Origin of the sequence: Bartonella propinqua (genome assembly GCF_047263965.1) — a bacterium.
Lineage (GTDB): Bacteria > Pseudomonadota > Alphaproteobacteria > Rhizobiales > Rhizobiaceae > Bartonella.
This window is the reverse complement of sequence record NZ_JBLEBK010000002.1, coordinates 210,170-236,040: the sequence shown is the minus strand read 5'-3', so window position 1 is coordinate 236,040 and position 25,871 is coordinate 210,170. Positions and strand designations below refer to the sequence as shown.

24 protein-coding genes are annotated in these 25,871 nt (G+C 41.6%); 18 read left to right on the top strand and 6 right to left on the bottom strand.

Translation table 11 applies throughout. The annotated features are described in order from the left end of the window. The first annotated feature begins 110 nt into the window (after positions 1-110). The 9 genes from ACMFKV_RS02745 (at position 111) to tolB (ending at position 7,908) form a co-directional block, all read left to right on the top strand. Positions 111-629 carry a DUF1465 family protein gene (locus ACMFKV_RS02745; RefSeq protein ID WP_336287458.1) on the top strand — a complete coding sequence of 173 codons (519 nt, stop codon included), beginning with the start codon at positions 111-113 and terminating at the stop codon, positions 627-629. A gap of 263 nt (positions 630-892) precedes the next feature. Then, the gene (ruvC, locus tag ACMFKV_RS02740; protein ID WP_413154441.1) at positions 893-1,417 is read left to right on the top strand and encodes a crossover junction endodeoxyribonuclease RuvC; all 525 of its coding nucleotides are present in this window, start codon (positions 893-895) and stop codon (positions 1,415-1,417) included. Further along, positions 1,414-2,067, top strand: coding sequence for a Holliday junction branch migration protein RuvA (gene ruvA, locus ACMFKV_RS02735; RefSeq protein WP_336287456.1), 654 nt, complete (start codon positions 1,414-1,416; stop codon positions 2,065-2,067). Before ruvC ends, ruvA begins: the two co-directional genes overlap by 4 nt. Further along, a complete protein-coding gene (gene ruvB / locus ACMFKV_RS02730; protein ID WP_413154440.1) occupies positions 2,064-3,158 on the top strand; it encodes a Holliday junction branch migration DNA helicase RuvB in 1,095 nt (364 codons plus the stop codon). The genes ruvA and ruvB overlap by 4 nt, the downstream gene beginning before the upstream one ends. Continuing rightward, entirely contained in the window at positions 3,151-3,594 is a 444-nt protein-coding gene (gene ybgC / locus ACMFKV_RS02725; RefSeq protein ID WP_336287454.1) for a tol-pal system-associated acyl-CoA thioesterase, read from the top strand. The genes ruvB and ybgC overlap by 8 nt, the downstream gene beginning before the upstream one ends. 168 nt (positions 3,595-3,762) lie before the next feature. Then, positions 3,763-4,476, top strand: a complete 714-nt coding sequence (tolQ, locus tag ACMFKV_RS02720; protein WP_336287787.1) for a protein TolQ — start codon at positions 3,763-3,765, stop codon at positions 4,474-4,476. Positions 4,477-4,503: 27 nt separating this feature from the next. After that, positions 4,504-4,965: a protein TolR gene (gene tolR / locus ACMFKV_RS02715; protein WP_336287453.1), complete on the top strand. Its 462-nt coding sequence runs from the start codon at positions 4,504-4,506 to the stop codon at positions 4,963-4,965. Positions 4,966-4,987: 22 nt separating this feature from the next. After that, entirely contained in the window at positions 4,988-6,550 is a 1,563-nt protein-coding gene (locus ACMFKV_RS02710) for a hypothetical protein (RefSeq protein ID WP_413154439.1), read from the top strand. Positions 6,551-6,591: 41 nt separating this feature from the next. Then, on the top strand, positions 6,592-7,908 hold the full coding sequence (gene tolB / locus ACMFKV_RS02705; protein WP_413154438.1) for a Tol-Pal system beta propeller repeat protein TolB: 1,317 nt from the start codon (positions 6,592-6,594) through the stop codon (positions 7,906-7,908). 748 nt (positions 7,909-8,656) lie between these two features. Here tolB and ACMFKV_RS02700 read toward each other — a convergent pair. Next, positions 8,657-9,403, bottom strand: coding sequence for a YebC/PmpR family DNA-binding transcriptional regulator (locus tag ACMFKV_RS02700; protein WP_336287450.1), 747 nt, complete (start codon positions 9,401-9,403; stop codon positions 8,657-8,659). Positions 9,404-9,793: 390 nt separating this feature from the next. Here ACMFKV_RS02700 and ACMFKV_RS02695 point away from each other — a divergent pair, with 390 nt between their 5' ends. The 6 genes from ACMFKV_RS02695 to glmM all read left to right on the top strand — a co-directional run bounded on the left by ACMFKV_RS02695 (position 9,794) and on the right by glmM (position 18,437). Next, positions 9,794-10,495: a DUF1013 domain-containing protein gene (locus ACMFKV_RS02695; RefSeq protein ID WP_336287449.1), complete on the top strand. Its 702-nt coding sequence runs from the start codon at positions 9,794-9,796 to the stop codon at positions 10,493-10,495. 241 nt (positions 10,496-10,736) lie between these two features. After that, on the top strand, positions 10,737-11,261 hold the full coding sequence (gene pal, locus ACMFKV_RS02690) for a peptidoglycan-associated lipoprotein Pal (protein ID WP_413154437.1): 525 nt from the start codon (positions 10,737-10,739) through the stop codon (positions 11,259-11,261). A 58-nt stretch (positions 11,262-11,319) separates the two neighbouring features. Next, positions 11,320-12,654, top strand: a complete 1,335-nt coding sequence (locus ACMFKV_RS02685) for a tetratricopeptide repeat protein (RefSeq protein ID WP_413154436.1) — start codon at positions 11,320-11,322, stop codon at positions 12,652-12,654. Continuing rightward, positions 12,639-14,126 carry a tRNA lysidine(34) synthetase TilS gene (gene tilS, locus ACMFKV_RS02680; protein WP_413154435.1) on the top strand — a complete coding sequence of 496 codons (1,488 nt, stop codon included), beginning with the start codon at positions 12,639-12,641 and terminating at the stop codon, positions 14,124-14,126. The genes ACMFKV_RS02685 and tilS overlap by 16 nt, the downstream gene beginning before the upstream one ends. Positions 14,127-14,245: 119 nt before the next feature. Continuing rightward, a complete protein-coding gene (gene ftsH, locus ACMFKV_RS02675; protein ID WP_413154434.1) occupies positions 14,246-16,420 on the top strand; it encodes an ATP-dependent zinc metalloprotease FtsH in 2,175 nt (724 codons plus the stop codon). Between the two features lie 649 nt (positions 16,421-17,069). Continuing rightward, entirely contained in the window at positions 17,070-18,437 is a 1,368-nt protein-coding gene (gene glmM, locus ACMFKV_RS02670) for a phosphoglucosamine mutase (protein ID WP_336287444.1), read from the top strand. Positions 18,438-18,906: 469 nt separating this feature from the next. Here the strand turns inward: glmM and ACMFKV_RS02665 are convergent, their stop codons facing one another. Continuing rightward, positions 18,907-19,344, bottom strand: coding sequence for a phage holin family protein (locus ACMFKV_RS02665; RefSeq protein WP_336287443.1), 438 nt, complete (start codon positions 19,342-19,344; stop codon positions 18,907-18,909). 3 nt (positions 19,345-19,347) lie between these two features. After that, the gene (locus ACMFKV_RS02660; RefSeq protein WP_413154433.1) at positions 19,348-19,692 is read right to left on the bottom strand and encodes an ElaB/YgaM/YqjD family protein; all 345 of its coding nucleotides are present in this window, start codon (positions 19,690-19,692) and stop codon (positions 19,348-19,350) included. Between the two features lie 324 nt (positions 19,693-20,016). Between ACMFKV_RS02660 and ACMFKV_RS02655 the strand changes: the two genes are divergently transcribed. From ACMFKV_RS02655 to ACMFKV_RS02645, 3 genes are all read left to right on the top strand, one after another. After that, positions 20,017-20,856: a MotA/TolQ/ExbB proton channel family protein gene (locus ACMFKV_RS02655; RefSeq protein WP_336287442.1), complete on the top strand. Its 840-nt coding sequence runs from the start codon at positions 20,017-20,019 to the stop codon at positions 20,854-20,856. After that, positions 20,856-21,449, top strand: a complete 594-nt coding sequence (locus ACMFKV_RS02650; RefSeq protein WP_336287441.1) for a biopolymer transporter ExbD — start codon at positions 20,856-20,858, stop codon at positions 21,447-21,449. The genes ACMFKV_RS02655 and ACMFKV_RS02650 overlap by 1 nt, the downstream gene beginning before the upstream one ends. A 132-nt stretch (positions 21,450-21,581) precedes the next feature. Then, positions 21,582-21,824: a hypothetical protein gene (locus ACMFKV_RS02645; RefSeq protein WP_413154432.1), complete on the top strand. Its 243-nt coding sequence runs from the start codon at positions 21,582-21,584 to the stop codon at positions 21,822-21,824. Positions 21,825-21,924: 100 nt separating this feature from the next. On the opposite strand, the gene dut is transcribed toward ACMFKV_RS02645, so the two are convergent. The 3 genes from dut to ACMFKV_RS02630 form a co-directional block, all read right to left on the bottom strand. Next, entirely contained in the window at positions 21,925-22,455 is a 531-nt protein-coding gene (gene dut / locus ACMFKV_RS02640; protein WP_336287440.1) for a dUTP diphosphatase, read from the bottom strand. A gap of 437 nt (positions 22,456-22,892) precedes the next feature. Further along, positions 22,893-23,705 (bottom strand): VIT1/CCC1 transporter family protein, encoded by an 813-nt coding sequence (locus ACMFKV_RS02635; protein ID WP_336287439.1) that lies wholly within the window; start codon positions 23,703-23,705, stop codon positions 22,893-22,895. A 1,270-nt stretch (positions 23,706-24,975) separates the two neighbouring features. Next, positions 24,976-25,500 (bottom strand): type II toxin-antitoxin system PemK/MazF family toxin, encoded by a 525-nt coding sequence (locus ACMFKV_RS02630; RefSeq protein WP_413154431.1) that lies wholly within the window; start codon positions 25,498-25,500, stop codon positions 24,976-24,978. Positions 25,501-25,871 lie beyond the last annotated feature (371 nt).

The following is a 25,871-nucleotide window of genomic DNA, read 5'->3' as shown; positions in this document are numbered from 1 at the left end:
AAAAGAGGTACTCAATTTTAATAAGGCATTTTATCTAGCACAAAAGAAACTTTTTAACTCTCTATTCGTTGAGTTTTATAATTTTTGTGCTGATATTGGAGTATAAAAGCGTGAGCGCATATAAATGTCCGTATGATGAACCCATTATCATGATTGAGCACGATGCTTTTGAGAGTGCTTTCAACCGTCTCTACGAGGAGACAATGACGCTGATCGAAGAGACAGCAGTTTATATTGACACAGAAGGAACATTAGTGACACGCTCTGTGTCAGCAGAAGTTGCTGCACTTTATGCAAAAGAAGCAACCTATTTGAGTACACGGCTTATGCAAATCGCTTCTCAACTTCTCCTTCTTCGCGCAGAACGTGAAGGAGAAATGTCTCCAGAACAAATACAAAAGGAGATCGTTAAAGTATCACGGTATACGCCAACGCTTAAATTTGAAAGCACATATTGGCAAGAATTGCCAGAAACTTTTCGTCACTTTGTTACCCGTTCACTTCGTCTGGAAGAGCGAATGCAGTATATGAACTATAGAAAAGAGCAACCATCTTCCCACATGTTGGAAGATGACAATCCCGTGAATAAACAAATCGAAATGCTTAAAACTGCTTTTAAACGTTCTTAGAAAATTTAAAATTTCATTTTTTCTACCTTCCTGCTGCTACCTTCCTGCTGCTACCTTCCTGCTGCTACCTTCCTGCTGCTACCTTCCTGCTGCTACCTCCCGCCTTGTTGCTGTCTTCCGCTTTTATGCCATCCTTCCTCTATGAGGCGCTTTTTTCTAAATTTTTCTCACGCTTTTTTTCATATTTTGCGCTTTGCTTTTGTTTTCTTTACTTTAAGTTCAGTGTCTAGGCAAAAGCAGAAAAATAGCATAGATTAACCCTTATGGCAGAAACGATTCGTATTATAGGCATTGATCCCGGATTACGGCGAACGGGATGGGGAGTGATCGACTTTTCTGGCAATCGTTTACAATTTGTTGCAGCAGGTACCGTCTCTTCTGATGCACAGCGCGATCTTGCTTCCAGATTGTGCCAGCTTTATAGAGGACTTTCCGAAATTTTGCATCAATTTATGCCCCATGAAGCCGCTGTAGAACATGTCTTTGTCAACAAAAACGCTACGGCAACTTTAAAACTTGGTCAGGCGCGTGCTGTTGCACTCCTTGTGCCAGCGCAAGCAAATTTGCCTGTTTTTGAATATGCTCCAAACACAGTAAAAAAATCAGTTATTGGCGTTGGGCATGGCGATAAAGAACAAATTCACATGATGGTGAAAGTGTTGCTTCCACGGGCTGAATTCGATAGCAGTGATGCAGCTGATGCGCTGGCACTGGCTCTTTGTCATACAACCCACCGCCAGACAACCCACAATGTAAAGCTCCCTTCTCATTTAGGAGTTACGGTATGATCGGTAAGTTAAAGGGTATTCTTGAGCATGTCTTTGATGATCATATTATTTTGAATGTGCAGGGTGTGGGCTATATTGTTTTTGTGTCAAATCGGCTTTTTCCTTCTTTACCAGCTGTGGGGGAAAGTTTAAGCCTGTTTATTGAAACGCACGTGCGTGAAGAGGCTATCCGCTTGTTTGGCTTTGCCACAAAAGATGAGCAGGAATGGTTTTGTTTTTTGCAAAATGTCCCTGGAGTGGGAGCAAAAGTTGCTTTGGCAGTTTTGGGCATTTTATCGCCAAATGAACTGGCACAAGCGATTGCATTAAACGATACTGTCATGATAAGCCGTGTCCCAGGAATTGGGAAAAAAGTCAGTGAAAGAATTGTCAGAGAACTCAAAAGTAAAACATTGCCATCCAACAACAACGCATTTTCTAACAACGCATTTTATTCTGCTCCAAGCCCCCATTTGGAAACAGCCGATCAACCTGTCCATGATGCACTGGCAGCTTTGGTCAAGCTCGGTTTTGAACGCGATCAAGCAGCAAGTGCTCTTGCTTCAGCAAAGAAAGCTCTTGAAGATGAAGGACAAACCATTTCTTCTGCATTGCTTATTCGTCAGAGCCTCAAATTGCTTTCTCTCCCACTTAGCACAAGGTCACAATGAATAAAGATGAAGATCAGCGCCTTTTGAGTGGCGCTTCCTTTCCAAGCGACCCAGATCGCTCCTTAAGACCACAAGTGCTTGATGACTTTATTGGTCAAGAAGCCGCGCGTGCAAATTTAAAAATATTTATCGAAGCGGCAAAAACGCGCAAAGAAGCGCTCGATCATGTTTTGTTTGTTGGTCCTCCTGGTTTAGGAAAAACAACGCTTTCACAGATTATGGCAAAAGAATTGGGGGTTAATTTTCGCTCTACCTCAGGTCCCGTTATTGCCAAATCAGGAGATTTAGCTGCTCTCTTAACCAATCTGGAAGAACGCGATGTTTTGTTTATTGATGAAATTCATCGTTTAAATTCATCGATTGAAGAAATTCTTTATCCAGCCATGGAGGATTATCAGCTTGACCTTATCATTGGTGAGGGACCTGCAGCACGCTCAGTGAAAATCGATTTAGCTAAATTTACCTTGGTTGCAGCAACCACACGGTTGGGGCTCTTGACAACACCATTGCGCGACCGTTTTGGCATCCCTATTCGATTGAATTTCTATACTATTGAAGAGTTAGAATATATCGTTCGACGCAATGCTCGCCTTTTTTCAGTACAAATTAGTGATGATGGTGCCCATGAAATTGCACGTCGTGCACGCGGTACCCCACGGATTGCAGGACGGCTTTTACGGCGCGTGTGTGATTTTGCCTTGGTCAAAAAGGTGGAAAAAATTGATCGCAGATTGGCTGATGAAGCTCTTTCTCGTCTTGAAGTTGATCATTTGGGTCTCGATCCATTGGATCGTCGCTATTTGCTGCTTATTGCAGAAACTTTTTTAGGCGGTCCTGTGGGCATTGAAACCATCGCTGCTGCTTTATCAGAAGCACGTGATGCCATCGAAGATATTACTGAACCCTATCTGCTGCAACAAGGCTTTATTCAACGAACTGCTCGTGGACGAGTGCTCACAGAAAAAGCTTGGTCCCATTTAGGACTTTGTGCTCCAGATTCCACGATTTCAACACAAAAAAACGCTCAAATGTCTCATATAAAAAATAATTCTCAATTACAGGCAACTTTATGGGACGCAGAAGATGACTGAGACAACTTCTTTCAAAAATGATTATGATTATGACTATGTCAATAATTTACAAGTACGCGTTTATGTTGCCGATACAGATTTTTCTGGCGTGGTTTACCATGCACGATATCTAGAATTTTTTGAACGCGGTCGTTCAGAATTTTTGCGGGATACGGGATTTAATAACAAGTTGTTAGCGTCAGGTGCTCAGGGGGAAAAACTGTTTTTTGTTGTGCGCCATATCGAAATCAATTTTTCTCGACCAGCACAGCTTGATAATCTTTTAACAGTTAAAACGCAGATAAACCACATCCAAGGGGCACGCTTTTTTATGGGGCAATCTATTTTACGTGATAATATCATGTTGGCTGCTGCGAAGGTTGAGGTTGCTCTCATAAATGAAGAAGGCAAACCACGGCGTTTGCCTCAAGGGCTTTTTTCAACACTTCTTGCTTAATTTTTTGCTGAAAAATGCTCTGAGTGAAAAAATACGGATAGGGTGGGTTTGTTCGTAAAAAAAACTGAAATTTGCTTTCTTAAGTTTATAGATTTATAAAATAAGCTCTAAAAATAAACTTTTTATTGAATTTTGATCGATAAATTTTTCAGTGAGAGGGACAAAATGATGCCGAGTACAGAATTAACGAGCCCTGATGCAATTGGAGTGTTCAGCTTGTTTTTGCAAGCCAGTTGGGCTGTAAAAGCTGTTATGGTGGGATTGTTTTTGGCTTCTATATGGAGCTGGGCAATTATTTTTGATAAAATATTGACCTATCGAAAAATACGACGTGAAATAAAACAATTTGAACGGACATTTTGGTCAGGTGTGCCTCTAGAAGAACTCTATGTAGCGTGTAAAAATCAACGTTCCAATAGTATCTCAGCGGTTTTTATGGCAGCAATGGCAGAGTGGAAAAAATCCCTTGCAAAAGGAATTCACACATCAATAAGTCTACAAAATAGGATTGATAAAGCAATGTATCTTATTTTAGAGCGGGAAAGTGCAAAAATAGAATCAAAATTAAGCTTTTTAGCCACACTTGGGTCGGCAGGTCCTTTTGTGGGGCTGTTTGGAACAGTTGTTGGCATTATGGGGTCATTCCTTTCTATTTCAGCATCTCAAAATACGTCGTTGGCAGTTGTCGCACCAGGTATTGCAGAGGCACTTTTGGCTACTGCTATCGGTTTGTTTGCAGCAATTCCAGCGGTAATTGCCTATAATAAACTGATTAATGAAAGTGCACAGATTATCACACAAATAGAAAATTTTGCTGACGAATTTTCGACAATTGTATCACGGCGCATTGATGAGACACGTACGTCCCATTCATCATTATAGAAGCCATATTATAAAAAGGAGCCGTTTATGGGCGTTTTTGTTGCTTCTTCTTCTCGTAAAAATACACGCAGGCGGTCTCGTTCGCGCAACAGACTCATGAGCGAAATCAATGTAACGCCTTTTGTTGATGTTATGCTGGTCTTGCTCATTATTTTCATGGTTTCTGCGCCACTTTTGGTCAATGGTGTTCCTCTTGATTTGCCTCATAGTCAAGCTGGACCTGTGCAAATGAAAGACTCTCCACTTACGGTTTCTCTTGATGCACAAGGGCGTTTGGCAATCGGTCAAGATTATTACGATACCTCAGAGGCTTTGGTTGCACAGCTCAAGGCTAAATTAATGACGGATCCTGCGCAAAAAAAACAACGTATTTTTGTGCGCGCTGCTAAGACTGTTGAATATCAACAAGTGTTAAAATTGCTCGCAGATATTCAAAAAGCAGGGTTTTCACAGGTTGCTTTAGCCAGTTTAGCGCAGACAAGTCATTGAAAGTAAAACACAAGGCACGGAGATGAATAAAAACTCTCATTATGGCATGAAACGAGGTTTGATTTTATCTCTTGGAGTGCATACAACCCTTCTCAGTTTGGGAGCTATGCACTTTACAGATTCTGTCTCTTTACAGCAACAACAATTGGAAGCAATTCCGATCATTTTTGCCCCTCTGGATCAAGAATTTTCTTCTCAACAAGGGACATTAGATGCACCCGTACAGGCAATCTCTGCAGTAAAACCAACCAATAAACCACAAGAAAAAGAAGAGGCTCATCATTTCGGAGATGGACAGGTCGATAGTATTGCACCCTTCATGCCGAAAGAAAAACCACGCAATGTTGAGACAACGCCTTTGTCATCAGGAGAGGAGCGCGCAACAGAGGAACCTTTAGTTTCTCCCGAGGTTACAGAAGCTGTTGTCCCCGATGAGCCTGCAGAGTCTGTTTCCGAGGTTGCAGAAGCTGTTGTCCCTGATGAGCCTGCAGAGCCTGTTTCCGAGGTTACAGAATCTGTTGTTTCCGATGAGCCTGCAGATTCTGCTCCCGAGGTTGCAGAAGCTGTTGTCCCCGATGAGCCTGCAGATTCTGCTCCCGAGGTTGCAGAAGCTGTTGTCCCCGATGAGCCTACAGAGTCTGCTCCCGAGGTTACAGAATCTGTTGTCCCCGATGAGCCTGCAGAGTCTGCTCCCGAGGTTACAGAATCTGTTGTTTCCGATGAGCCTGCAGAGTCTGCTCCCGAGGTTACAGAAGCTGTTGTTCCCGATGAACCTGCAGAGTTTGCTCCCGAGGTTACAGAAGCTGTTGTTCCCGATGAACCTGCAGAGTTTGCTCCTGAGGTTGCAGAAGCTGTTGCTCCCGATGAGCCTGCAGAGTTTGTTCCCGAGGTGATAGAGTCTGTTGTGCCAAAGGCATCTCCAAAAACGCTTAAAAATGAAGAGGTGATATTACCACAAAATTCAGCTCCGATGATACAAAAAAAGCCTGTAGAACAAACACCAGAACATCAACAAGCTCCCCAAAAAATGCTGTCAGAAAAATTGCCTCTCCCGCAGGTTAAGCCAAAACCTGATAAACATTTTGCAAACCAAAATGCGCAGACTGCAAAAAAACAAAATCAACAAACAGCTGAGCAGACAATTGAGCATGTTTTAGCAATGGAAGAAAAACATCTGCTTAATCATGCTCGCACGCAAGGAGGTGGAGCAAAACGCTCCAGCAAACCAGAAGCTTTTGGTGGACAAAAAAATACTAAAGATGCTACAAAAATAGCACAAACATTAGTAAGCATCACTGGTGCGTGTATTCAAAGAAAGCTGAAGCTTGTTGCTCTTGGTGGAGATTTTAGAAATCGTCCAGTTGTGCGTTTACGGTTTTCTCTCAATTACGATGGAATGGTTGTAGGAGATCCGATTATTGATCCACTCAGTGGTGATGAGAGCCAGAAAGCTATTATGACAAGGCAGGTGTATGCGGCTGTTTTTTCGTGCCAACCTTACGCAGACCTCCCACGCGATCAATATGATTTGTGGAAGCAAGGTTTCGATTTTAATGTTGATCCCTTCCAAGAGATAAGTCGATGAGACGCAAATATATTTTCTCTCCAATAAAAGGATACATTCCCATGGCTATAACGAGATACACATTTTTTTCTTGGTTTATTGTCACCGCAGGTTTGTGGCTTTCGAGTTTTTCATTTGCACATGCGCAACTGAAAGGTACCATTTCAAGTGCTGACTTTAATCCCATTCCAATTGCAATTACGGATTTTTTTTCCAATGATTCAATAGGAGAGAAAATAGCTGCTGTTGTGACTGCTGATCTTGAACGATCGGGACTTTTTTCTCCGCTTAACAAGGCATCTTTTTTTGAACAAATCCCCAACCCTGATATTGAGCCAAATTTTTTCGGTTGGAAAAAAACCAATGTGCAAGGTTTGGTGACAGGACAAGTGATAAGAGAAACTGACGGGCGATTGAGAGTCGATTTTCGTTTATGGGATGTCTTTGGACATAAGCAATTGAAAGGACGGCGCTTTTATACAGCCACAGAACGTTGGCGGCGTGTTGCGCATATGATTGCAGATGAAGTCTACAGTCAAATGACAGGGGAAAGTGGTTATTTTGATACGCGGATTGTTTTTATCGATGAAACGGGCCCCAGAAATGCACGTATTAAACGTTTAGCGATTATGGATCAAGACGGCGCAAATTTGATTTATATTTCTAAAGGTCGTGAATTGGTGCTGACACCGCGGTTTTCACCGAAGCGACAAGAAATTACTTATATGGCTTATGGGCACAAACAAACGCCCCATGTTTATCTTCAACAACTTGAAGTGGGGCAAAGAGAATTGATCGGAGCCTTTGATAATATGACAATTGCCCCGCGTTTTTCTCCTGATGGGCAAAAAGTGATTATGAGTTTATTACAAAATAATGGCAGTGCAAATCTTTATACCATGGATTTGCGAACGCGCACTATGACGCGGCTCACAACAACTTCAGCCATTGATACATCGGCTTCTTATTCGCCAGATGGGACACAAATCGTCTTTTCATCAGACCGCAATGGAAAACCACAAATCTACACGATGAATGCTGATGGCAGCAATATTCAGCGTATTTCTTCAAATGATGGCAGTTACTCTACGCCCATTTGGTCTCCGCGTGGAGATTATATTGCTTTTACAAAACAGTCTGAGGGACAATTTTCCATCGGAGTTATGCGTCCTGATGGGCTAGGAGAGCGGATTTTAACCACAGGGTTCCACAATGAAGGACCAACGTGGGCGCCCAATGGTCGTGTCTTAATGTTTTTCCGCCAAGATCCTGGTATGGGACCTAAAATTTACACAATTGACATTACTGGACGTAATGAACGCCAATTGCCTACACCCAATGATGCCTCTGATCCAGCGTGGTCGCCGTTGTTGAAATAAATAATCGTTTCATAAAATGAAGAGCTATTTAACGGTTGTGAGGTTCATGGAAACGTGTGTGTTTGGTTTAAAAGTGGTAAGTGGGCGTTTTTACAATCGACTTATACAAGTCGATTGATCGCTCTGAAATTCTGTGCTGCTGTAGAAAGGGCATAGAGAAAAGATTATGCCCGTCGATGATGACGTAAAGATGCCGTTGCTTTCGTTGTGCTGCTGTTTGTGTTGATGAAAATTTTTTAGGGAAGGATTTCTTAAGAGATTTACGTTTGAGCGTTTTGTGGAAAGTGCATGAGAGTATTTTCGCACCACGCATTTGATCCCCCGTTTAAAGCGAGGGGGGGGATTGTCGTGTGCAAAAACAAGGTTGATAATAGTTATGCAAGTTTGTGATAAGAGGTGTATAAAAGAAGGGTATAGAGAAAAGATTATGCCCGTCGATAATGACGTAAAGATGCCGTTGCTTTCATTGTGCTGCTGCTTGTGTTGATGTTTAGGGAAGGATTTTTAAGAGATTTACGTTTGAGCGTTTTGTGGAAAGTGCATGAGGGTATTTTTGCACCACGCATTTGATCCCCCGTTTAAAGCGAGGGGGGGGGGATTGTCATGTGCAAAAACAAGGTTGATAATAGTTATGCAAGTTTGTGATAAGAGGTGTACAAAAGAAAGGGCATAGAGAAAAGATTATGCCCATCGATAATGATACAAAAAGAGGTGACACCCTAAGGAGAGAGTGACTTTCTGGAGAAATTTATGCAGAGAGTTTTGCTAAAATTTCATCGCTGACATCAAAATTGGCATAAACATTTTGCACATCATCATCTTCTTCCAATGTTGCGATGAGCCGTAAAATCGATAAAGCTTTTTCTTCATCTACGGGTGCAAGAGTGGTTGCTTTCCAAACAGTTTTGATCGATTCTGCTTCGCCCAATTTTGCTTCCAATATTTTAGAAACTTCGCCAATATCTTCAAATGCGCAGATAATGTGGTGTCCTGTTTCTTCTGACTGCACATCTTCAGCACCCGCTTCGATTGCCGCATCCATGATATGGTCGGCTGTGCCTGCTTCACACTTATAGATGATCTCACCAATCCGATTAAACATAAAGCTTACGGAACCTGTTTCTCCCAGTGCTCCACCCGATTTGGTAAAGGCAGCGCGCACATTTGAAGCGGTACGGTTTCGGTTATCGGTTAAAGCTTCGACAATGACTGCAACGCCCCCTGGACCATATCCTTCATAGCGCACTTCATCATAATGTTCGACATCAGCGCCTGAAGCTTTCTTAATGGCACGCTCAATATTGTCCTTTGGCATCGATTGTGCTTTAGCATTTTGAACAGCAAGCCTTAAGCGTGGATTCATGGCAGGATCGGGAGCGCCTTGTTTGGCTGCAACTGTAATTTCACGTGCAAGTTTAGAAAATATTTTCGAGCGCATTGCGTCTTGACGCCCTTTACGGTGCATAATATTTTTAAATTGTGAATGTCCTGCCATAGCTTCTCTTTCTGTTTGGGGTTTCCCTTATTTGCTTGAAAGATTTTTTCTCAGTTTCAAGGTAGATCCAGCACCCCTGTTCAGAGAACAAATATGCCGCAAATGCGCCGCAATATGGGATGAAGAAATCGCACGAACCCTTTATAAGAAAATTCACGTTAAAGGTAAAGATACTCTCTTGAAGATCATCACAAGACAGGTGCTCTTGTCGTTCATTAAAAATCAGGCTATAACGAGGTGTGATTTCATGGCAAAAATGATTTATTCCGTGTTTCGCTCTTATAAAAATGGGGGAGCAGGGACTGATATACTAAGGGGAAAGAAAAGCTCTTCAGTTCCCAAAGTGGGTGGTAATCTGCCTTAAAAAAGGCAAACAAGAGGATAATAGAAATGGCAACACAACTTTTGATGCCTAAAGCTACGGCGGTTTGGCTGGTTGATAATACCGCACTTTCTTTTGATCAAATTGCAGATTTTTGTAAATTGCATGTGTTGGAAGTTAAAGCAATTGCAGATGGTGAAGCTGCGCATGGTATTAAAGGTTTGGATCCTATTAGCTCTGGGCAGTTGACGCGTAGTGAAATCGCACGTGTGGAAGCTGACGAAACTGCGCGCTTGAAAATTTCAGAATCAAGGGTTCATATCCCTGAAAAAAAACGCAAAGGTGCCCGTTATATTCCTCTTTCTCGGCGACAAGATCGTCCCAATGGTATCTTATGGTTGGTGACCAATCATCCTGAGTTAAAAGATGCACAGATTGCACGCTTGATTGGAACAACAAAAGCAACAATTGAGCAAATTCGTCAAAGAACCCATTGGAATAGCGCTAATTTAACGCCTTTGGATCCTGTGGGGCTTGGTTTGTGCTCGCAAATTGATCTGGATTTTGAACTTCAGCGCAGCGCAAAAAATCGTCCCATCTCTTCTGAGGAAGATAGATCCTTGCTTCCAGCATCAGTTACAGAAAATGTTGCTTTCAGTGAAGATGAGGATGAACAACATCTCAACAAAAATTTCGATGCAGATAAAGTGTTTGCAAAACTCAATGCGCTGCAAAAAAATCGTCAGGATGATACAGAAGAAAAGTCGTAAAAAAGCCGCTCAGATAGCGCATAAAGAAATTCCGTGTGTTGCGTGTAAAGTGTTTATACAGCTTAATACCCCCCATGTTGGTGCTTAAAAAGATTGTAGAGAAAAAACTTTAGAAGGTAAAAAGCAGCTGATAAAATGAAAAGATGCGCCTATCTTCATGAGAAACGGGATATCACTCTTGAAGGGTGGTGAAGTAATCTATTCCCTTCAATTTTAGCGCTTGTAACAAGGATACCAATATATGTATTTTATTAAGAATATTCTTTTTCATCCATTAATAGTCGTTTTGTCTTTTGCGGTGTTACTTGTTGGTTGTGGTAAAAAACATACCAATACTGCTGCGCATGGTATAAATAGCGCCTCTTTAAATGATGCAAGTTTTCAGCAGACGCCAGAAGTGGCAAAACAGTATTTTACTGTGAATGTTGGGGATCGCATTTTCTTTAGTCTCGATTCCTCTTCTATCGAGCCTGATGCACAACGCGTTTTGAGACGGCAGGCTGAGTGGTTGCTTCGTCATCCTTTCTTCTTCGTTACAATTGAAGGTCATGCCGATGAGCGTGGTACGCGTGAATATAATTTGGCTCTTGGGCAGCGTCGTGCTGTTGCTGTGCGTGATTATTTGATTTCTCTTGGTGTATCTGCGCAGCGGATGCAAACAATTTCTTATGGAAAAGAAAGACCTGTGGCAGTGTGTAACGATCTTTCTTGTTGGAACCAAAATCGACGCGCTGTTACGAAAATCAGTGTTGTGCGCGGTGGTTGAAAAAACAATATTTAAGGGTTCAAATTTATTTTAAATTAAACTGTTGAGGAAGAAAGGTATGTATGTATTGAAAAAACAAAATTGGAAAGTTTTCTTTTTAGCATCAAGTCTTATTGCGTGTTTCGCTTTGTCTGCTCAAAGTGCATCGCGAAGCCCTAAGCATTTTTCTACCTATGATACAGATTCCTCTGCACAAGATGCAGCCCCTTCTGATAAGGGGGCAGATTCTTCTGCGCAAGATGCAGCCCCTTCTGATAAGGGAGCAGATTCTTCTGCGCAAGATGCAGCGCCTTCCGATAAGGGTGCAGATTCTTCTGCACAAGATGCAGCGCCTTCCGATGAGGGGGCAGATTCTTCTGCACAAGATGCAGCGCCTTCCGATGAGGGAGCAGATTCTTCTGCACAAGATGCAGCCCCTTCTGATAGGGGAGCAGATTCTTCTGCGCAAGGTGCAGCCTCTTCCGATGAGGGAGCAGATTCTTCTGCACAAGATGCAGCCCCTTCTGATAAGGGAGCAGATTCTTCTGCGCAAGGTGCAGCCCCTTCTGATAAGGGAGCAGATTCTTCTGCGCAAGATGCAGCGCCTTCCGATGAGGGAGCAGATTCTTCTGCACAAGATGCAGCCCCTTCTGATAGGGGAGCAGATTCTTCTGCACAAGATGCAGCCCCTTCTGATAGGGGAGCAGATTCTTCTGCGCAAGGTGCAGCCTCTTCCGATGAGGGAGCAGATTCTTCTGCACAAGATGCAGCGCCTTCTGATAAGAGTGCAGGTTCCTCCGATCTGAGTGTGATTAAAATTAAAGAAATGGCTTTAGAAAATAAGGCATCTTTGCTTCAAGACAATGATTTAGATAAGCTCTTGAATATGATAGAAGCAGTGCTTGAGCATAATAGTCTGGAAGATACCCAAAAACAATTTCATAAGCTTTTTGATAAAGACGGTTCTGCTTTTTATTCTTGTTTTTCTGATAATCCTTCCTTGGATAAAGAGTTGTCTCTTCTCTCTCCCCAAGTGTTGTATAAAAAGGGCTACGATTTTATTCTTTCTGCCAATTATGTTGAAGCCGAAAAGGCTTTTTGTGTTTTTCAAGACCGTTATCGTAAAGATCCTTTGGCTGGTGATGCTTTATTTTGGCTGGCAGAATCCTTATTGGGACAAAAACGCTATTATGAAGCGGCACAAACTTATCTCACTGTATGGTACACAGATAAGAAGAAACTCTATGGTTCTGAGATTTTGCTAAAATTAGCAGTGAGTATGGCTGCTCTTGGTCAAAATAAAGAAGCTTGTGCTTTATTTGACAACATATCAAACCACTATAAAACGTTAGATTGTATTTTTTGTAAACGTCTTCAAGAGGAGCGGAGTCGTGCACGGTGTTCGTTAGATTAGCAAAAAATCTCTTTAAAACATCAGATTTTATCCAGTGTCAAAAGTTAATTGTTGCAGTTTCGGGGGGGAGTGATTCGTTAGCTTTATTGTTTTTAGTTAAAGATCATTTAACAACCTTGTCTCTTCCTCCTGAGATGATTGTCGTGAGTGTTGATCATCAATTGCGTAAAGAGTCTGCGCGTGAAGTGGAGGATGTCGCAAGAATTTGTCGTGCGCATCATATTAGACATGTGACTCTACGCTGGGATGGCAAAAAGCCAAAAACCCATATCGCTGAAAAAGCGCGTGTGGCACGTTATAATCTCCTATTTCAGGAAGCGCAAAAACAAGGCGCAACGCTTATTATGACAGGGCATACGCTCAACGATCAAGTTGAAACTTATCAGATGCGTAGCCAACGGATTTCAAAAAATGTCGATGCTTTGCAGCAAGCAATCTTTGAAGATATTCAAGGGGAAGATTGTGCTGCAAAAATGACAGCAAATATTGCAGAAATGACAGGAAAAAACTGTGTATTGGTGCGTGAGCGTGGATTATCTTGTATTCCGCGTGAAGCGTTGTTGCGTCGAAAAGTGCGTTTGATCCGTCCTCTTCTTGGCGTAAAGCGTAAAACATTGCGTGCTTATTTGCGTTTGCAGGGAAAAACATGGATTGATGATCCAACAAATGAGGATCTCAATTTTGAACGCGCGCGTGTGCGCCAATCCCTTCCACAAAAAAAAATTGCCAATATTGCTAAAAAAGTTAATGAAGCCGCGCTTAAACGTCGTAGACAGGCGCAAAATATTGCTGATTTGATTTTGGCTTTAGATATTGCTGTAGAACATGGACGTTGTTTTATTGAAAAGCCTGTGCCATTTTTACATCAACATCCAAATTTTCCGTTCGTTGTTGGGCTTTTTGCAGTGTTGATGGGAGGAAGCTCTTATTTGCTGCCCTATAAAAAATTGACCACTCTCGAGCAGAAATTATGTCTCTCTTCTCCCAAAAAACAGCGTTTCACTTTGGCTGGATCTGTTATTGAATGCAGCATCAGCGGGATCGCCTTTTGGCGTGAATCTCGAAATATTAAAGAGGCAATTGTTGCACCCAAAAAAACTATTTTATGGGATGGGCGCTATCAGATTGCCAATCATACATCCAGTTCTATAACGGTGAAACCAGCTGATTTGGAGCACCTGAAATCTTTGTGTCAAATGGAATCCCAAATGGAATTTTTGTACCAAAACAGCATATGTGGTCGCAAACACCCACATTTCCCATCTCTGCAATCGCTTCCAATGATTTTAAAGGATAAAGAGATCAATATTCCTGAGCTCACTTATCAAGGCGCGTTTGAACAAAAAGCTCTTTTTCAACAAAATGTTCTCATAAAACGAATCCTCGCTCCCTTTGATTGGCTCTTGTCATGCGAAGATGCTGCTCTTGTACACACTATTGAACCTTTTTTTAATGTTGAGATAAGGATATAAGAAGAATCATTCTAAAAAAAGATGATAAACACCTCCTCATACCTTGGCAAGGGGCAGACGAGGTTATATGTTAAAGACAACTGTTTTAAGAACCTGTATTTTTATTAAGTGGATCTAATATGAACTCCAATTACCGCTCTCTCCTCATTTGGGGAGTCATTGCTTTAATTTTGATTGTGTCATTTTCTCTCTTTAATGGAGAGGGTCAGCGTTCTGGAAGTGGAGAGATGTCCTATTCCGAATTCTTGCAGAAAGTTGAGAATAATGAACTGAAAGCTGTGACCATTCAAGGTCAAAAGTTAACAGGACAAACTGTTGAGTATAAAGTTATTTCAACTTATGCACCACGAGATCCAAATTTGATACAAAAATTGGAAAGCAAAAATGTGAATGTTAAGGCTATTCCTGAAAGCTCAAGCAATAGTATCTTCCTTAATTTGTTATTTTCACTGTTGCCTGTGATTATTATCGTTGGGGTGTGGATCTTCTTTATGCGGCAAATGCAAAGTGGATCGCGCGGTGCTATGGGGTTTGGAAAGTCAAAAGCAAAATTGCTCAATGAAGCGCAAGGACGTGTCACTTTTCAAGATGTCGCGGGTGTTGAAGAAGCAAAACAAGATTTACAGGAAATTGTCGAGTTTTTACGGGAACCACAAAAATTTCAACGCCTAGGGGGGCGTATCCCACGGGGTGTTTTGCTCGTTGGTCCCCCTGGAACGGGTAAAACCTTGTTGGCGCGCTCCGTGGCAGGTGAAGCTAATGTGCCGTTCTTTACAATTTCAGGATCAGATTTTGTTGAAATGTTTGTTGGTGTTGGTGCAAGCCGTGTGCGTGATATGTTCGAACAGGCTAAAAAAAATGCACCTTGTATTATCTTTATCGATGAAATTGATGCTGTTGGGCGCCATCGGGGTGCAGGATTGGGAGGCGGAAACGATGAGCGTGAGCAGACATTAAACCAGTTGCTTGTTGAAATGGATGGGTTTGAGCCCAATGAAAGCATCATTCTCATTGCTGCAACAAACCGTCCCGATGTGCTCGACCCTGCTCTTTTAAGACCTGGACGTTTTGACCGACAGGTTGTTGTGCCAAATCCTGATGTTGCTGGGCGGGAACAAATTTTGAAAGTTCATGTGCGCAATGTACCTTTAGCTCCTAATGTTGATTTGAAAGTGCTGGCAAGGGGAACCCCAGGGTTTTCTGGTGCCGATCTGATGAATCTTGTCAATGAAGCTGCTCTCATGGCTGCTAGTCGCAATAAAAGAGTCGTGACGATGCAAGAGTTTGAAGATGCCAAAGACAAGGTGATGATGGGCGCTGAACGTCGATCAACTGCCATGACACAAGAAGAAAAAGAATTAACTGCCTATCACGAAGCGGGACACGCTATTGTTGCTTTGAATGTGCCTGTGGCGGATCCTGTTCACAAAGCAACAATCGTACCAAGAGGAAGAGCGTTGGGAATGGTCATGCAATTGCCCGAGGGGGATCGCTATTCCATGAGCTATCGGTGGATGATTTCGCGTTTGGCTATTATGATGGGAGGAAGAGTGGCTGAAGAATTGAAGTTTGGGAAGGAAAATATCACTTCTGGAGCTTCCTCGGATATCGAACAAGCGACAAAGTTGGCGCGAGCAATGATTACGAGATGGGGGTTTTCTGATCTGCTTGGGAATGTTGCCTATGGTGATAATCAAGATGAAGTTTTTTTAGGGCATTCTGTTGCACGGACACAAAATATCTCTGAGGAAACCGCACGCATGATCGATGCTGAAGTGCGTAAACTGATCGATGATGCTTATACAAGCGCTACGAAAATTTTGAAAACAAAAAAACAAGAATGGTTCGCTCTTGCGCAAGGTTTGTTAGAATATGAAACCTTAACGGGAGCGGAAATTAACGAAGTCATTGCAGGAAAGCCTCCTTCACGCACACAAAAGGATGAAAGTGCTTCTGTGCGCATTTCGTCTGTGCCAAAAACTGGAACAAGCAAAACTGAACTTGGGAAAGTTATGCCAGATGAAACAGATGATCGTGAAAAAGGAGAAGAAAAAGCACAGCGCAAAGTTGAACATGAAACAGAAAAATCAACGAATGCAAAACATGATACAAAGGCGCAATTAAAAAGCGCTCAGTCTCAAAAATCTGAGAAAAAAACACGAAGCACAAAAACGACAGCCAAAGCAGTAAAATCTTCTGAACACGGTGCAAATACAAAGAAAGATGCAAGCACAGAGAAAAATGTAGAAGCTGTTGAAAGTAAAGGAAAACAAACACCTTCTAACGATGCTTGAAGAGGCTGTGTTTTTTGAAAATTTCTCCACGCAGCAAATGTGTGGGATTGCAAAAAAAGAGGTGCAAAGTTTACTTTGCACCTCAAAAATAATATGCAAAAAAATAATATGCGAAAAGCAAAAAACAGTAATATGCAAAAAATTATATGGAATAAGTGGTGAATGATCCTACAAACAAATCTTTAAAAAACAGCTTTTTAAAAAATGAAAATTTTTAACAATAAATGGGTTGTCTTTTTACAAAGTTGTCTTTTTACAAAAAAATATGTGTAATTGTAAAATAATATGGGCTTTTAAGGTTGTTTGATAGTGGGATTTTAAGCGTGGAGTGCATCAGGAAAGCAGGGGAAATACGGTTTCGTGGGGTTGTTTAAGTCCACGGCCTTTGGATTTTTGGAGAGAACGAGCGTTTTTTTAAGGGGGGGAATGCGTGATGTTTTAAAAAAAATGCGCAATTTGTTTTGGGTAAGATTTGTTTGGGACAAGATTTATGGTGGGTGTCTTGATTATCTTGAAAAAATAAAGCGCTGCAAAATGATCTTACGGCTTTGAGGAGATCTTGCTGTACCAAAATTTTCTATGTCGCAACTGCGAGAGAAGCGATGTCACAACCGCGAGAGAAAAGGGTGCGTATAAAGGAAAAGTAAGAATGGCACAAAAATATTTTGGTACAGATGGAATTCGAGGAAAAGCCAATTCTTTTCCTATGACACCAGATTTTGCTATGAAAGTGGGAATGGCTGTTGGGGTTTTGTTTCGGTCGCAACATCAGTCGTGCCGTGTGGTGATTGGAAAAGATACTCGTTTATCGGGTTATATGTTGGAAAATGCTTTGGTTTCAGGATTTACTGCTGCTGGAATGGAAGCTTTTTTGTTGGGACCTGTGCCAACACCTGCTGTTGCTATGCTTTGTCGTTCGCTGCGTGCTGATATTGGGGTGATGATTTCTGCTTCTCATAATCCCTTCTATGATAATGGAATTAAACTGTTTGGTCCCGATGGCTTTAAGCTTTCAGATGAGGTAGAAAAAAAAATTGAACAATTAATCGATACCGATCTTTCAAAATCTTTAGCAAATTGTGCGGAAATTGGTTACGCAAAACGGGTTGAGGGTGATATTTATCGTTATATCGAATATGCCAAGCGAACTTTGCCGCGCGATGTTCGTTTGGATAGTTTGCGCATTGTTGTAGATTGCGCCAATGGTGCTGCTTATAAAGCGGCACCGCGTGCTTTATGGGAATTGGGAGCTGAAGTTTTTGCTATCAATAATACTCCAGATGGTTTCAACATTAATCAAAAATGTGGCTCAACCGATTTGGCTTCCCTGAAACAAAAAGTTCATGAAGTGCGTGCTGATGTGGGAATTGCCCTTGATGGAGATGGAGATCGTGTTTTAATTGTCGATGAAAAGGCGCAAACCATTGATGGGGATCAGCTGATTGCGGTCATTGCGGAACATTGGCATAAAACAGGACGGTTGCAGCGCAACGGTGTGGTGACAACAATTATGTCCAATCTTGGGCTTGAGCGTTTCTTACACTCCAAAGGGTTGGAGCTTATTCGGACAAAGGTTGGGGATCGCTATGTTGTCGATGCGATGCGTCAGAAGGGATATAATGTCGGAGGTGAGGTTTCTGGGCATATTGTGCTGAGTGATTTTGGAACAACAGGTGATGGATTGGTGGCTGCCTTGCAGATTTTATCTTGTATGCAGGAGAGTCAAAACTCTATGAGCCAGTTGTGTAAGCGATTTGAGCCGGTGCCACAAATTTTGCAAAATGTTACAGTTAAAAACAAAAATGTGCTGACAAAAAATGCGGTCAAAACTGCAATAGATCAGGCAACCCAGCGTTTGGGAAAAGAATCACGATTGGTGATACGCCCCTCTGGAACCGAGCCAATGATCCGCGTGATGGCAGAAGGCGATGATCGAGAAACTCTTGATACTATCGTGACAGAGATGATCGATGTTATCGCGCATCATGATGTCGCTTCAAAGAGCGATTCTCTTTGAAGAAGTTATGGTGAGGCTGAAAAAGTTATGGTGAGGGAGGGTGAATGTTTTTTATCCAATTTATCAGAAATGTTGAATCGCAAATAATATAATTTAATCATTTTTTTCGTGCGCTTTGATCGTTGCGTGCGTTCGTTGTTTGAGTCTTTTCATCATTGAGCGCAAAAGTCCAAATATGGGCTTGTGTTATGAGGCAAGAGATTGGTCGTGGATATCTTCATCAAACCTTGCATATAGTTTGTGCGCATATAAAGGTGAATTAAGAGTGTTATGATGAATGATGGTGATTTAAGTGGTGCTGTTTTTTTTAAGCAATATGTTCGACTATTTCCCCTGAAAGTTTTGACAGTTGTGGGTTGTCTTAAACCATCCCGTCTATATTTATGGGTGGGGGGTGGCAAAAAAAGGTGCTTTTTTTCTCTATCGAAAAAAAGCACCTTATGAGGGATAAAATGATAAAAAATTTCTTTTAAGAGCGGTTTTTTTTATCTTTTTTCCATAAAAGATAGGTCGCAAGCCCAAGAACTGAAACGCCCAATTTGGCAAAAGGCAGATGCTGACTGAGAAGTGCAATGCTAGAAAGTGTTGCGTCTGTCATAAATTTTTGCTGTTGTTGCTTCAATTGTTTTTGTTGATTGTGAAGCTGATGAGCTCTGAGAAGTCGATTCACCAAAATACCTAATCCTGCAATAAAAAGCCAAATGAAAAACATTGTGCTGGCTGCAGCAAGGGGCGTCATGACCGAGCATAATGCAATAAAGCCAATGGTACACAAAAACATCAAAGATATGAATAAAGACATTCCAATAATTCCACAGCAAATGGCTTGACGACGCATTTGCTTAACGGTGTTTTTTAGTTCTCCATTGACAAGAGAATTAAAAAGGGGAGCGATGAGCATATACATTGATTAACGACGCAATAATTGGGCAAGAACAAAGCCAATCCCTGCTGCAAACAAAACACTTTTGCTTGGATTTTTGCGGACGCATTTGTTCATGGCTTGTTCAAAATTGTTGATTTTATCTTTCGCTTGCGACATGATCTCTTCGCTGTTTTCCTTTGCAGAGCTGTAAAGCTTTTCAGCTTTATCTTTGGCTGTGTCTAACTTATTTGCCCCAAGATTCGTCAATGTTGAAGTGATACCAGAAATTTCATTGCGTAATTTCTCTAGTTGTGTTTGCAAGTTCTTTTCTTCTGTTGTCTTGTGGTTTGCCATGGTGATATTTCCCTCTCTTGGTTTATTGTTATTCATGATTGTATATTTTTTGTGATAATTTGTGTGGGAGCCAAACAAATTTCACTGCCAAATTTACTGCTTGAGTAACGTCCAACAATTGCTTTAGTTCCATTTTCTCATTTCATTTGAAAATGTTTTTATCAAATCAGTTTTGTCTGTAAAATCACTTTGAAAAGAGGTGCTTGGGGGCTATCTTTGAAAAAATCGAAGTTTTAAAGTAAAACTATACTTTATTTATCAAGTTTTATTCCTTAAATTGAACATAGTTATATTATAGGAGGGGAACGCTATAAAAGCGGTAAAATCAGAAGTGTAAATCCAAAATGGTGTGAGGTGTAAATGGAACCTGAGACAGTACCCTTAGGCAGCATGTCTGCTGCATTTTCTCCGCACGATCTTTCTCCATTCTCTATGTTTATGGCAGCTGATTGGGTTGTGAAAGCTGTTATTGTCACTTTGCTTGTGGCTTCTGTGATGTCTTGGACAATTGCTTTTGTCAAAATCGTTGAAATTACTTTAGCAAAACGAAGAGCACGTTATGAACTGCGCTTGGCTCTGCATGCCCAAACCCTTACGCGCTTGGCTGCTAGCTTGAAGGAGAGCAAAGGAGCGGGGGTGGGTTTCTTAAAAGAAGTGCTGAAAGAGGTTTATCTTTCTGCACAACAAATCACTCCTCTTGGAATTGAAGATCCCTGTGGGAGACAATATGAGCCAATGGATATCAATGAAGATATTATTTCCAATGAGGAAATTTTTCGCTATGGTGAGGTTGTCCGTGACATTAATGAGGGCGTGAAGGAGCGCGTTCATTTGCTTTTGTCGCGCTGTTTACTGGCTGCTACGCGGCGTGTTGCATGTGGGAGTGCTGTTCTTGCAACCATTGGCGCTATTGCTCCCTTTGTTGGTCTCTTTGCAACCGTTTGGGGGATCATGAATGCTTTTATTGGAATTGCTGAATCTCAAACAACGCGACTCGATGTGGTTGCCCCAGGAATTGCTGAAGCTTTGTTGGCAACTGCTATCGGGCTTTTTGTGGCTATTCCTGCTGTTGTTATGTATAATAGCCTGATGCGGGCTCTGAGCGGTTATCGCAATGATTTAGGCGATATCGTTGCTGCGATTGAGAGGCTCTTGAGCCGTGAACTCGATAAACGCAGACAGCAAAAGAGTTACAAATAATGAAAACAGATTTTAATGATGATTGGGATACAAATGAGAGTGGGTTGCACAATGAGATCAATGTGACCCCCTTTATTGATGTGGTTTTGGTGTTGCTCATTGTTTTTATGGTGGCAGCGCCTCTAGCGACATCTGTTATTCCTGTTCAGTTGCCTTCTATAACGCAGGCACCTGCTGTTGTGGCACAGCCCGATGATCCTCTCTATGTGACTTTGCAAAAAGACAATTCCCTTTATGTCGGCAATAATCTTGTCAGCCAAGCAGGGTTTACTGAAGCCTTGCTAAAGGAAACAAACCGAAATCTAGATACAAAGATTTTAATCAAAGCTGATAGCGAAATCGATTATGGTGCTGTGGTGGGTTTGCTCAATCAGGTGCGGGTTGCTGGATATACTAAAGTCGGTCTGATGGGGCTGCAAACATCTTCTAATGTTTTGACTGCAAAGGAAGAGGCAGGTAGCGTGGCAGAAAGCACAATTGGTGGTGTGGTAGGCACAGCAGATAGTGCTATGGAGCATACAGCAGAGAGTGCATCAGCAAGTGTGGTGGATGATGCCCCAGCATATACAACACAGAATGCGGATGCACAGTAGGTGATGTGATAAAGCAGTAAAGGGCGTATCAACACTCCTTAATGTATGGGGGTGGTGCCTTGTGTTCTCCACAGAGGAAACGAGAGAAATTTGCTGTTTATTGCTGATAGCGAAATCAATTATGGTGCTGTGGTGGATTTGCTCAATCAGGTGCGGGTTGCTGGATATACTAAAATCGGTCTGATGGGGCTGCAAACATCTTTCAATGTTTTGACTGCAAAGGAAGAGGCAGGCAGCGTGGCAGAAAGCACAATTGGTGGGTGTGGTAGGCACAGCGGATGGTGTTATGGAGCATGCAGCAGAGAGTGCGTCAGCCAAGTGTGGTGGATGATGCTCCAGCATATACAACACAGAGTGCGGATGCACAGTAGGTGATGCGAAAAGCAGTAAAGAACGTATCAACACCCCTTAGCGTATGGGGGGTGCTTTGTGTTCCTGACAGAGGAAACAAGAGAAATTTGCTGTTTATTTCGGCTTAACGGTCTCCTGTTGAGCCAAAGCCACCTGCACCACGACCTTCATCTGATGTATGGGGGCTGTCTTTTTGCTCCAGTTCAATTTCGCAAACATTAACTTGAATGACAGGTGCAATAATTGTTTGTGCAATGCGCATTCCCCGCTCAATGGAGAAATTTTCTTGTCCTAAATTAATCAGAAGAACTTTAACTTCACCGCGGTAATCGCTATCAATCGTTCCAGGAGTGTTTAGACAGGTGATTCCATGCTTTAAAGCTAGCCCAGAACGTGGACGTATTTGTGCTTCATAACCACATGAAAGATGAAAGATTAATCCCGTTGGAATAAGAGCCCGTTGCCCAGGTGCAAGGGTAATAGTTTCATTTTCAGCAAGAGCTGCGCGCAAATCAAGCCCAGATGAGCCCGCTGTCGCGTAAAAAGGAAGCTCTAAACCTTGCCCATGTTCAAGGCGTTGAACCGATAAGGTTACTTTGGAGGAAGAGATATTCTCTTGGCTCTTTAAATTTATATTGGTTTGCGTGTGAGGCATGGTTAAAACTTTTTCAAAAAATAAAAATAAACGCTCTGTGTCAATTTACGATAATGTACTCATTTAACATAAAAGTGAACACCTCTTTAACGGCTTAATATACATAAAACTATAAAAATGTTTGCCTCAAGGGGTGTTGACATAAATTTTCTTAAAATCTCTCAACAATTTTAATGGCTGAGAGAGCATTATTCTTAGTGTTTGCTCATATATTGTTTATTGCTGATAAAAAATTTGTCTATAAAAATTCCTGTGGTAAAAACAAGCACCTCACGCAATGCGCTGTAAAGACTTTGTCAAAAGGGGGCGTTAACGTGAATTTTTTTTCAATCTAGAGCAAGATTAAGTCCTGTAAGATGGGAGGGTGTTTAGTATTTTGGGAGAAGCGTCCCTTTTACCCTCCAGTGCTTCTTTTATATAGCGCTATTTATATAGTGCTATATACTGCCGATGAGAATTCCTGTCACAAAAACCAGAGTTCCACCAATGATAACTTGTAAAGATGCCCGCCAAAAGGGGGTCGACATATATTTGTTTTGGATCCAGACAATGGCGCCAAGTTCAAAAAACACAACGATAAATGCAATAATCGTCGCAATATAAAAAGAATGAATGAGATAGGGAAGCGTGTGCCCTAATCCTCCCACTGTGGTCATGATACCACTGGCTATGCCTCTTTTAAGTGGGGAACCACGACCTGATAATTTTCCATCATCATGAGCTGCTTCTGTAAAACCCATTGAAAGACCAGCTCCAATCGAAGCCGAGAGCCCGATCAAAAAAGTTTTATACGTATCTCCCGTTGCAAAAGCTGCTGCAAAAATTGGTGCAAGGGTGGAGACAGATCCATCCATTAACCCTGCAAGACCTGGCTGAATCCACGTTAAAAGTATTTGTTTTTGTGTTTTCGATGGATGTTTGGTGGTGCGGTTTGCTACTGTTCTGGTTCGAGAGTTTGTATGCAGGGGCTTATTTTTCATAAGAGAAGATCGATTGCGTGATACAACTGCTGCTTTTGTGTAGCCGCGAGAAAAAAGAGAAGGATGCTGCTTATAATTTTGAAATTTTTGGGCACTCATTGCTGTTTTCCTCGAAAAATAAGGTTCTAAAGTCCTCACGTATAAAAAGAGAGCTGCATGTTGCTCTTTTTGTTTGAATATACACAACATCATCTTGTCAAACAGCGCTCTTTGCGATGAATACAAGGATAGCGTTTTGCATTGTACAAATGAAAAAAAGGATTTTAACATTTGCTATTCTCTTATTGTTTAGAATAGTTCTAAGATATAAGATATAAAAAATAAAAGTCAATCTAAAATGATGCGCGTTTAAAAAAGACGGTGGTGAGAAAAAAAGAATGCTCATAAAGGGGGGAGAAGAAAAATAGTGAGAAAAACTGGTGAAAAATGAGCACAAAAGAGTAAAAGTCAGCGAAAAAAGGGGATATATGAGAAAATTGGGGGCATGCTAAAAATGCAAAGCAATCATGTTTCTGGAGATTATGCTTGAGGAATTGTACTGAGGGGAAACTGCGAAGGAATCATATTTATATCATGATTTGAAAATTGTGCCGAGGGAAGCGTGCCGTGAAAATTACGTTTGAGAGACCGTGTTTTGAGAAATTGTGTTGAAGAAGAGATGGTGCTGAGGGAAAAGATTTCTCTCCAAGAAGAGAGGATATTTTTATGGAAGATAACTGAGAAGATGTTTGTTGCTTGGTTTGATTAAAGAGGAAAGATTTTCATTGGGCTCAAAAGTACAAAGGCTATTTTGCACGTTCCATTTGTCAATCTATGAGGTGGATTTAAGACAGGTGAAATTAAGGTAAGAATGACAGTAAAATAAAAATGACAAACAGTGCTGATGAAAGATGTTCTCAGAAGTAATGTGTAAGCTTTTGAAGAATTTTTCAAATGATACCTAAAACGACGAAAGGAGCAGTTGCCTACTCCTTCGTTCCTATCTCCCTTTTGGGGAAGCGGTCACCATTTCTGATGCCGTAGATGAGCTATATATAGACGCATTCACTGTAAAAGTCAACTCATTTAATCAAGTTTATTTATTTTTTTAATGTCAATTGCGTTTATCGTTCAAAAAGCTAAGTGAACACTGAAAAAAGAAACGGAGAAGACATATTTTGCGCGGTTTGACTAAAGGGGAAAGATTTTAATAGGCTCAAAAGTGGAGAGCGTTATTTTACGTATTGCATTTGTAAATATTAGCTGGGTGTTTGTGAATATTAGCTAGTGGTTTTGAAATAAGAAACACAGAGAAGAGTTTTAAAGCTGCCTTCGCAAGATAATTTGGAAGATCTTTTCTAAGAATTTTTCAAATCACGCTCCAAAAATTAAAAGAAGAAACAGCTCTCTGCCCTTCGCTCCCTGTCTGGCTTTTGCTGGGAAATCGCTATCATTTTTAATGCTATGGGCAGATAAGCTTATATGCGTTAATTACAGCCATCAATGGCGTGGATCAATTTTCTTTCAATGTAAATTACACCGATTCCTTCAAGGTTTAATGCTATAAATGGGGTAAATATTGGAACATAAGTGTAATAACTTTGTCAAAATCTTCCTTAGGCAATCTTGGAACAGTGTGCGAACAGCTTAAGCGACTTACAGAAACTGTTGTGACATAGTTACAGATAATCCACGCTTTTTTATTTTCTATGGGAGATTGCAGTGGGTACGCGGCTGGATTATTGGGTTGCGACTTTGTCGTAAAGGGTAAAACGATGACATTCCCATATAATTTTGCATTCTTCGAGAGAATTAAAACAGGTCGCTTTTTCCAAAATTCGGGCAAGATCGCATCGTGAGGAAAATCACACCAAAAAACTTGTCTAATGCGTGGTGCCGATTTGATCCGCGGCTTTATATGGGGCGGTTTCTGGTAAGGGGCATTGAGGTCACTTTTTTGCCTATGTTCTCGCCACGCATCATGGTCATGCTCCATCATGTCATTTGGAGGGTCAAGGTGACTGATATTTGCGCAGGTGATTAGTGGAGAAGAGGAAGGAGGCGTTGTGTTTTCATCTTTAGGCATGGCGAAACCGCTCGCATTTATTGGTTCCCTCACTTAAATCCCACAGCTTTTCAACGTAGGCTTTTATCAAAATATTACAAATAAGTATAGAGGGGGAAATGACAAAATGTAACGCGTCTCTTCACTTTTTGTTATTTATGTACAATTTGCTGTTTGTCTAAAAAGAGAGGATGTGTCTGTTAGAGATGGAGGGTGTGCCTGCTGGAGATGGAGGGTGTGCCTGTTAAGGGTGGAGGGTGTGCTTGTTAGGGGTGGGGGTGTGCCTGCTGGAGATGGAGGGTGTGCCTGTTAGGGGTGGAGGGTATGCTTGCTGGAGATGGAGGGTGTGCCTGTTAGGGGTGGAGAGTATGTCTGCTAGAGATGGAGGGTGT

Excerpts from the sequence above, each read along its gene's own strand:
- tolB (WP_413154438.1), top strand. The coding sequence starts at position 6,592 with ATGGCTATAACGAGATACACATTTTTTTCTTGGTTTATTGTCACCGCA.
- ACMFKV_RS02650 (WP_336287441.1), top strand. The coding sequence starts at position 20,856 with ATGAAAACAGATTTTAATGATGATTGGGATACAAATGAGAGTGGGTTG.
- ACMFKV_RS02655 (WP_336287442.1), top strand. The coding sequence starts at position 20,017 with ATGGAACCTGAGACAGTACCCTTAGGCAGCATGTCTGCTGCATTTTCT.
- ACMFKV_RS02695 (WP_336287449.1), top strand. The coding sequence starts at position 9,794 with ATGGCAACACAACTTTTGATGCCTAAAGCTACGGCGGTTTGGCTGGTT.
- ACMFKV_RS02685 (WP_413154436.1), top strand. The coding sequence starts at position 11,320 with ATGTATGTATTGAAAAAACAAAATTGGAAAGTTTTCTTTTTAGCATCA.
- ybgC (WP_336287454.1), top strand. The coding sequence starts at position 3,151 with ATGACTGAGACAACTTCTTTCAAAAATGATTATGATTATGACTATGTC.
- ftsH (WP_413154434.1), top strand. The coding sequence starts at position 14,246 with ATGAACTCCAATTACCGCTCTCTCCTCATTTGGGGAGTCATTGCTTTA.
- ACMFKV_RS02700 (WP_336287450.1), bottom strand. The coding sequence starts at position 9,403 with ATGGCAGGACATTCACAATTTAAAAATATTATGCACCGTAAAGGGCGT.
- ACMFKV_RS02630 (WP_413154431.1), bottom strand. The coding sequence starts at position 25,500 with ATGCCTAAAGATGAAAACACAACGCCTCCTTCCTCTTCTCCACTAATC.
- pal (WP_413154437.1), top strand. The coding sequence starts at position 10,737 with ATGTATTTTATTAAGAATATTCTTTTTCATCCATTAATAGTCGTTTTG.
- dut (WP_336287440.1), bottom strand. The coding sequence starts at position 22,455 with ATGCCTCACACGCAAACCAATATAAATTTAAAGAGCCAAGAGAATATC.
- ACMFKV_RS02710 (WP_413154439.1), top strand. The coding sequence starts at position 4,988 with ATGAATAAAAACTCTCATTATGGCATGAAACGAGGTTTGATTTTATCT.
- ACMFKV_RS02660 (WP_413154433.1), bottom strand. The coding sequence starts at position 19,692 with ATGAATAACAATAAACCAAGAGAGGGAAATATCACCATGGCAAACCAC.
- ACMFKV_RS02635 (WP_336287439.1), bottom strand. The coding sequence starts at position 23,705 with ATGTTAAAATCCTTTTTTTCATTTGTACAATGCAAAACGCTATCCTTG.
- tolR (WP_336287453.1), top strand. The coding sequence starts at position 4,504 with ATGGGCGTTTTTGTTGCTTCTTCTTCTCGTAAAAATACACGCAGGCGG.
- ruvB (WP_413154440.1), top strand. The coding sequence starts at position 2,064 with ATGAATAAAGATGAAGATCAGCGCCTTTTGAGTGGCGCTTCCTTTCCA.
- ruvA (WP_336287456.1), top strand. The coding sequence starts at position 1,414 with ATGATCGGTAAGTTAAAGGGTATTCTTGAGCATGTCTTTGATGATCAT.
- ruvC (WP_413154441.1), top strand. The coding sequence starts at position 893 with ATGGCAGAAACGATTCGTATTATAGGCATTGATCCCGGATTACGGCGA.
- glmM (WP_336287444.1), top strand. The coding sequence starts at position 17,070 with ATGGCACAAAAATATTTTGGTACAGATGGAATTCGAGGAAAAGCCAAT.
- tolQ (WP_336287787.1), top strand. The coding sequence starts at position 3,763 with ATGCCGAGTACAGAATTAACGAGCCCTGATGCAATTGGAGTGTTCAGC.
- ACMFKV_RS02665 (WP_336287443.1), bottom strand. The coding sequence starts at position 19,344 with ATGTATATGCTCATCGCTCCCCTTTTTAATTCTCTTGTCAATGGAGAA.